The organism is Azospirillum sp. B506 (assembly GCF_000333595.1).
Taxonomy (GTDB): Bacteria; Pseudomonadota; Alphaproteobacteria; order Azospirillales; family Azospirillaceae; genus Azospirillum.
The window spans coordinates 1-6,338 of the sequence record NZ_BADK01000503.1; the positions used below are offsets into that span (position 1 = coordinate 1).

Below are 6,338 nucleotides of genomic sequence, written 5' to 3' on the forward strand. Positions count from 1 at the left end.
TTCCAGATCGGCTTCGGCCAGCTGGAACATGACGATTTTGGTGCGGCCGCGGTCGGCGCGGATCAGGCGGATCAGTGTGTCGAAGGGCTGCTCCTTTGCGACTTCGGCGATCTCGGTCAGCGACAGCCCTTCCAGGGTGCGCAGGTCCGGCTCGCCGACGCCGCCGATGCGGACATTCTCCCAGCCGATCAGGCGGATCTTGGATTCCCAGCCAGCATCGTTCGGCGCCTCGCCGTCCTCCACCGCCCGGCGCAGCGCCGCCAGCCCGTCCGCGTCGGCCATGCGCGCCAGCAGCGCCTCGACCCCGCCGGCCAGCGCCGACGGCGGCAGCAGCTGCAGGATGGTGCTGGAGCCGGCCGGGTAGGGGTACATGTCGAAGCTGACGTCGGTGCCGCCCTTGCGGGCGATCTCCAGCCGCTCGACCGCGCGTGGCAGGCTGCCCCAATAGGGCTTCCCGGCGGCTTGCAGGTGGGAGAGCAGGCCGCTCGCCCCGCCCGCCTTCAGCAGGTCGAGGAACTCGTCCACCGAGGCGATCAGCCCGCCCTCGTAGGAGCGGACATGGGCGGTCAGCAGTGCGCCATGCGTCGCCACCACCTCCGCCAGCCGCACCAGTTCGGCGCGGTCGGCCCAGGCACTGGGCGGATAGACGAGGCCGAGCGACAGGCCGTGCGCGCCCTGGCGCAGCTGCTCCGCCAGCAGGGTGGCCATCGCCTCGCGCTCGTCGGCGGTGGCGGCGCGGTTCTGCCAGCCCATGACGGCGAGGCGCAGGGCGGCGTGCCCGACCAGCGAGACGAGGTTGATGGCGGTGCCGCGCCCGTCGAGTGCCGCGCGGTAGCCGGCGAAGTCGGCGAAGGTCTCTTCGCTCGCGACCGTGCCCAGCAGGTTGCCGAAATGCTCACGCAAGGGGCCGCCGCTGTCGGGGCTCTGCGGGTAGAGGCCGAAGGAGCAGTTGCCGACCACCACGGTGGTGACGCCCTGCGCCACCTTCTCCGGCCGGCCGGGCTGGCGCAACTGGATCAGATCGTCGTGGCAATGGGCGTCGATGAAGCCAGGGGCGAGGAAGCGGCCCCGCGCCTCCAGCGGTTCGGCGTCGGGCGCGTCCAGCATCGGGCCGATGGCGGCGATGCGTCCGCGCTCCACCAGCACGTCGGCCGGGAACCAGGGGGCGCCGGTGCCGTCGATGACGCGGGCGCCCTTGATGAGGAAGGTGGCACTCATCTTATTTCGCCTTCTGGAGCCGGGGGTCGAGCGCGTCGCGCAGCCCGTCGCCGACGATCTGGAGCGACAGCACGGTCAGGACGATGGCGCAGCCGGGGAACAGGATCAGCCAGTCGGCCTGCTGGAAATACTGCTGGGCGCTGGCGATCATGTTGCCCCAGGTCGGGGTGGTCGGCGGCACGCCGACGCCGAGGAAGGACAGCGCCGCCTCCGTCAGGATGGCATAGGCGAAGATGAAGGTGGCCTGCACCAGGATCGGCGACATCAGGTTTGGCAGGATGTGCAGGAAGACGATGCGTGGGGTCGACGCGCCGAGCGCGGTGGCCGCCTCGATGAAGGGCATCTCGCGCACCACCAGGCAGGCGGCGCGCACCACGCGGGCGACGCGCGGCGTGTAGACGATGCCGAGCGCCAGCACGACGTTGTAGAGCGACGGACCCAGCGCCGCCATGAAGGCGATGGCGAGCAGGATGTCCGGGAAGGCCATCAGCGCGTCGGTCAGCCGCATCAGCAGCCCGTCCAGCGGCCGGACATAGCCGGCGGCCAGCCCCAGCAGCGTGCCGAGCAGCGTCGCCACCACCACCACCAGCAGGCCGACCAGCAGCGACAGCCGGGCGCCCAGCATCACGCGGGACAGCACGTCGCGGCCATATTCGTCGGTGCCGAACCAGTGGGCGGCGGTCGGCGGCTTCAGCCGGCCGAGGATGTCCATCTTCATCGGGTTGAAGGGGGTGATCCACGGCGCCAGCAGCGCCACCGCCAGGATCGCCAGCATGATCAGGAAGGACAGCACCACCAGCCGGCGGCGGAACAGCTGGCGCAGCAGCAGGGTGGCCGGCGACCGGCTGCTTCCGGCCTTGGTGGAGGAGGGAAGGGGGACGTTGCCGTGACCGGCGGGGACGCTTGCCATGGAACCCTCCCTCTCAATAACGGACCCGCGGATCGACCACGGCATAGAGCAGGTCGACCGTCAGGTTGATCAGCACATAGATGGCGGACACCACCAGCAGGGCGCCCTGGATCACCGGATAGTCGCGGCGCAGCACGGCCGACACGATCAGGTTGCCGACGCCGGGCAGGCCGAACACGGTTTCCGTCACGATGGCGCCGGCGATCATCACCGCGGTGGTCAGGCCGATCACCGTCAGGATCGGGATCATCGCGTTGCGCAGCGCATGCTTCAGCACGACGACCAGCGGCGGCAGCCCCTTGGCCCGCGCGGTGCGGACGTAATCGTGGCTCATCACGTCCAGCATGCTGGTGCGGGTGAAGCGCAGGATCAGCGCCGAATTGGGAATGCCCAGCGCGATGGCCGGCAGCACCAGATGGCGCATGCGCTCCAGCAGGTCGGCGTCGGGCGGGCCGTAACCGGCGACCGGGAACCAGGCATGGTCGACCGCCAGATACTTGATCAGGGTCAGTCCGATCCAGAAGCTGGGGATGCTGGCCGCCAGCATGGCGAGCCCGACCGCGGTCTGGTCGACCAGTCCGCCGCGCTTGGCCGCCGACAGGATGCCGACCGGCACGCCGATCAGCATGGCGATGCCCACCGACATCATGGTCAGCAGCCCGGTCAGCTCCGACCGTTCGGCCAGCGCCTGCACCACCGGGCGGTTCAGGAAGATGGAGTCGCCGAGGTCGAAGCGGACGATCTGCCCGAGATAGAGCAGGAACTGCGTCAGCAGCGGCTCGTCGAGCCCGAGCCGGCCGCGCAGCGCCGCGATGTCCTCCGGCGTGGCGGAGGAGCCCAGCATGACGGCGGCGGGATCGCCCGGCACGACGCGGGCGATCAGGAAGACCACCATGGCGACGAGCAGCATGACGACCATCATGCCGGCGAACCGGCGGACGATGTAAACGAGCATGGTTGCGGTCCCAAAGAGAATCCCCTCTCCCCGGGGGGGAGAGGGGGGCTGGGAAAGTGGTTTATCCCTACCCTCAGCCCTTCAGGTCAGTGTTCCAGAAGAACGGCCAGGGCGTCGGGGTGTAGCCGGTCAGCTTGTCGCTGCTGGCGGCGAGGTTGTAGAACTCGCCGACCTTGATGCTCGGCACCTCGCTGTAGAACAGCGACTGCAGGGTCACCCACTTCGCCTTGCGCGCCGCCGGGTCCATTTCGCGGTTGAAGGCGGCCAGCGCCTCGCGCTTGGCCGGGCTGTCCCACCAGCCGGGGTAGCTGGGGTTCAGCACCGTGATCAGCGACGGCTCCGGCACGAAGGTGTGGTAGGTGAAGAAGGCGTCCCACCCCTTGTCGTCGCCGCGGCGCTGCAGCAGCGTCGCCCAGTCCAGCACCTGGAGGTCGACCTTGAAGCCGGCGAGTTCGAGCTGGGCCTGCGCCACCATGCTCATCTTGTAGAGGAACTCGTACTGCACCGAGGTCATGATGCGGATCGGCTCGCCCTTGTAGCCGGCGGCCTTCAGCAGGTCCGCCGCCTTGCCGGACGCATGGTCGCTGTAGGGCTTGGCGCTGGCCGCATCGTAGAAGGGCGTGCCCTGAGCGTAGATCGACCCTTCCGCCTGGACGAATTCGGGATCGCCGAAGCCGGCCAGCAGCATGTCGTTCGGATCCAGCGCCGCCAGGACCGCCTGACGGACCTTCGGGTTCGCCATCACGCCGGTCTTGGTGTTCATGATCATCAGCGGGAAGCCGAACGGCTTGACGATCACCGGCTTGACGCCGGCGGCGTCCTTGATGCGCGGCAGGGTTTCCGCCGGCAGGCTGTCGGCAAACTGGTACTGGCCGGCCAGAACGCCCGACACGCGGGTGGCGGCGTTCGGCACCGGGACGAAGCGGACCTCGCCGATGGTGGCCTTGCGGCTGCCGGCATAGCCGCTGGGCGTGCCGGCGGGCGAGGCGTAGGCGTCGTGGCGCACCAGCCGTATATACTGGTCGGGCTTGTGCTCCAGCAGCTTGTAGGGGCCGGTGCCGATCAGCGACTTCAGCGCGCCCGGCCCGTCGATCACCGACTTCGGCACGATGGCGGCGGCGCCGTTGTTCATCGCCAGCAGCGCGGTCAGCGGCGCGAAGGGTTCCTTCAGCGCGATGACGACGGCGTCCGCACCCTTGGCGGCGATGCTCTCCACCAGCGGGGCGACGGTCTTGCCGCGCGGCGAGGCCTTGGTCCAGTGGTCCAGCGAGGCGACCACGTCGTCGACCGTGACGGTGCTGCCGTCATGGAAGGTGACGCCGCTGCGCAGCGGGATGGTGTAGGTCTTGCCGTCCACCGACACCTGCGGCAGGGCCGACGCCACCAGCGGGGCCAGCTTCCAGTCGCCGTCGAAGGTGAACAGCGTCTCGAACATGTGCTGGGTGATGATGCTGACGAGGTCGGAGGTGGTGCCGACCGGGTCCAGCGTCGGCGGCTCGCCGATGGTGGCGACCGTGACCACCGAAACGCCGCCCTGCTGGGCCTGCGCAGGGGTGGTCCAGCTTCCGAGAATTCCAGTGGAAAGTCCGCCGGCGGCCAGCGTCGTGCCGAGGGCGGTGTTGAACAGACGTCGCGTGATCCCTGTCATTTCCGTCTCCCGAACCGTTTGTCCGAAATATCGGACGTCGGTCTTGTATTCCAGACAAACAAACGGTATATCGGACAAAGAGCGCTGGCAAGTCGAAAATCCGCGTGTTAATCGGGGGTGGGTTGACCAGGGAGCGCGGATCAGATGAAGAGCGGCGGCGTGCCGAGAAACCGTTGCCGGGAAGCAGTCGGAGGAAAAGTCGACGGGCCGCGCCCGCGGCATTGACCGCGTCATCGCGCTGATGGAGCATCTGCACGACCGGCGCGCTCCCACCCGCATCGCCGACATCGCCCGCGACACCGGCACCCCGCGCTCCACCATGTATGAGCTGGTCAACACGCTGGTGGAGGCGCGCTGGCTGGAGCTGCGCGACGGCGACGGCACGGTCTATTTCGGACCGGCGATGCATTATTATGGCAGCGATTACCTCGACAGCGTCGACCTGATCCGCAAGGCGCGGGTGGAGGTCGCCCACATCGCCGAGCTGGTCGGGGAGACGGCGCAGTTCTGCACGCTGGACGGCGACAAGTATCTGGTCGTGCTGAATGAGCCGGGTCGCCGGATGTTCCGCATCAGCTCCGAGATCGGCATCAAGGTGCCGATTCCCTGGACGGCGTCCGGCCGGCTGCTGGTCGACCACATGGATGCCGACGAGATCCGGCGCTTCATCCCGTCCGAGGATTTCACCCTGCCCGATGGCCGCCGCATCGCCGAGGACGAGTTTCTGGAGGACATGCATCGCGCCCGCACCCAGGGCTATGTCCGCACCACCGCGCTGGTCGACCGTTTCACCACCTGTCTCGCCGCCCCGGTCCGCGATCCGGCCGGGCGCTGCATCGCCACCATCTGCTTCGTCGTCCCGGCCGACACGACGGAGGAGGCGCAGCAGGTGATGATCGACACACTGAAGGCCAGCGCGGAGCGGCTGTCGCCGGGGCGCTGATCGCGGGGCCGTTCCCAGGAGGCGCTCCGGTCCGCCCGGCCATTGCCATTTGACGAAACCGCACCACATGTTTTAAATGGGGTTAGATGGTGGGCAGTAATAGCGCTGCGAAAACCCCATAAATCCGGATAGAGCGCTGCGAAACATAGGGCTGTATTAAGAACTCACGTTGCTGCTGTCTTTCACAGCGCTATGCTGCAATGCGAAATGACGAGTACAGCAATGTGATGTCTCCGCTTTTGCGCATGCAGGAACGTGTCAATATCTTCCTCAACAGGCCGCGACACCGGCCGCCGGAACTGAAACCCGATGATGAAGGAAGATTGCCATGACCACGCTCGACGCTGAGTCCGCCAAGTTCGCCGCCAAGTTCGCCATTGCCCGTCTGGTCTTCGGCGTTGTCCTGTTCGTCCTGGTCGCCGCCGTGGCCAAGATGAACCCGAGCGCCATCCTGGCCGCCGACGAAGTCCGCGCCGCCGTCGCCATGGAAATGGTCAAGACCATGCCGGTGACCGTCGCCGACGCCGGCCACTGAGCACCCGCCGAGCGCATTGTCTCTCTTGAGGGAAGGGGCGGTGGTGCAACNTTGACGGCTTGCCCCTGTTTGCTGGGACTGTTCCCTGGCTGACAAGGAGCGCCGATGCCCGCATCACCGACCCGTAAA

General features: G+C 67.8%; 6 protein-coding genes. 2 read left to right on the forward strand and 4 right to left on the reverse strand.

What is annotated here, in order from left to right:
• The 4 genes from I71_RS15075 to I71_RS15090 form a co-directional block, all read right to left on the reverse strand.
• On the reverse strand, positions 1-1,218 hold a 1,218-nt coding region (locus tag I71_RS15075; RefSeq protein WP_042695668.1), incomplete at its 3' end, for an amidohydrolase family protein.
• A gap of 1 nt (position 1,219) precedes the next feature.
• Complete coding sequence (locus tag I71_RS15080; protein WP_042695669.1) at positions 1,220-2,128, reverse strand: ABC transporter permease; 909 nt, start codon at positions 2,126-2,128, stop codon at positions 1,220-1,222.
• A gap of 13 nt (positions 2,129-2,141) precedes the next feature.
• Positions 2,142-3,083: an ABC transporter permease gene (locus tag I71_RS15085; RefSeq protein WP_042695670.1), complete on the reverse strand. Its 942-nt coding sequence runs from the start codon at positions 3,081-3,083 to the stop codon at positions 2,142-2,144.
• Positions 3,084-3,156: 73 nt separating this feature from the next.
• Entirely contained in the window at positions 3,157-4,731 is a 1,575-nt protein-coding gene (locus I71_RS15090) for an ABC transporter substrate-binding protein (protein ID WP_042695671.1), read from the reverse strand.
• Positions 4,732-4,963: 232 nt separating this feature from the next.
• Here I71_RS15090 and I71_RS15095 point away from each other — a divergent pair, with 232 nt between their 5' ends.
• Both I71_RS15095 and I71_RS15100 read left to right on the forward strand, forming a co-directional pair.
• A complete protein-coding gene (locus tag I71_RS15095) occupies positions 4,964-5,674 on the forward strand; it encodes an IclR family transcriptional regulator (protein ID WP_280109876.1) in 711 nt (236 codons plus the stop codon).
• A gap of 328 nt (positions 5,675-6,002) precedes the next feature.
• Positions 6,003-6,209: a hypothetical protein gene (locus I71_RS15100; RefSeq protein WP_042695673.1), complete on the forward strand. Its 207-nt coding sequence runs from the start codon at positions 6,003-6,005 to the stop codon at positions 6,207-6,209.
• The last annotated feature ends 129 nt before the right edge of the window (positions 6,210-6,338 follow it).

Coding starts and splice junctions, on each gene's coding strand:
- I71_RS15100 (WP_042695673.1), top strand. CDS start 6,003: ATGACCACGCTCGACGCTGAGTCCGCCAAGTTCGCCGCCAAGTTCGCC.
- I71_RS15080 (WP_042695669.1), bottom strand. CDS start 2,128: ATGGCAAGCGTCCCCGCCGGTCACGGCAACGTCCCCCTTCCCTCCTCC.
- I71_RS15090 (WP_042695671.1), bottom strand. CDS start 4,731: ATGACAGGGATCACGCGACGTCTGTTCAACACCGCCCTCGGCACGACG.
- I71_RS15085 (WP_042695670.1), bottom strand. CDS start 3,083: ATGCTCGTTTACATCGTCCGCCGGTTCGCCGGCATGATGGTCGTCATG.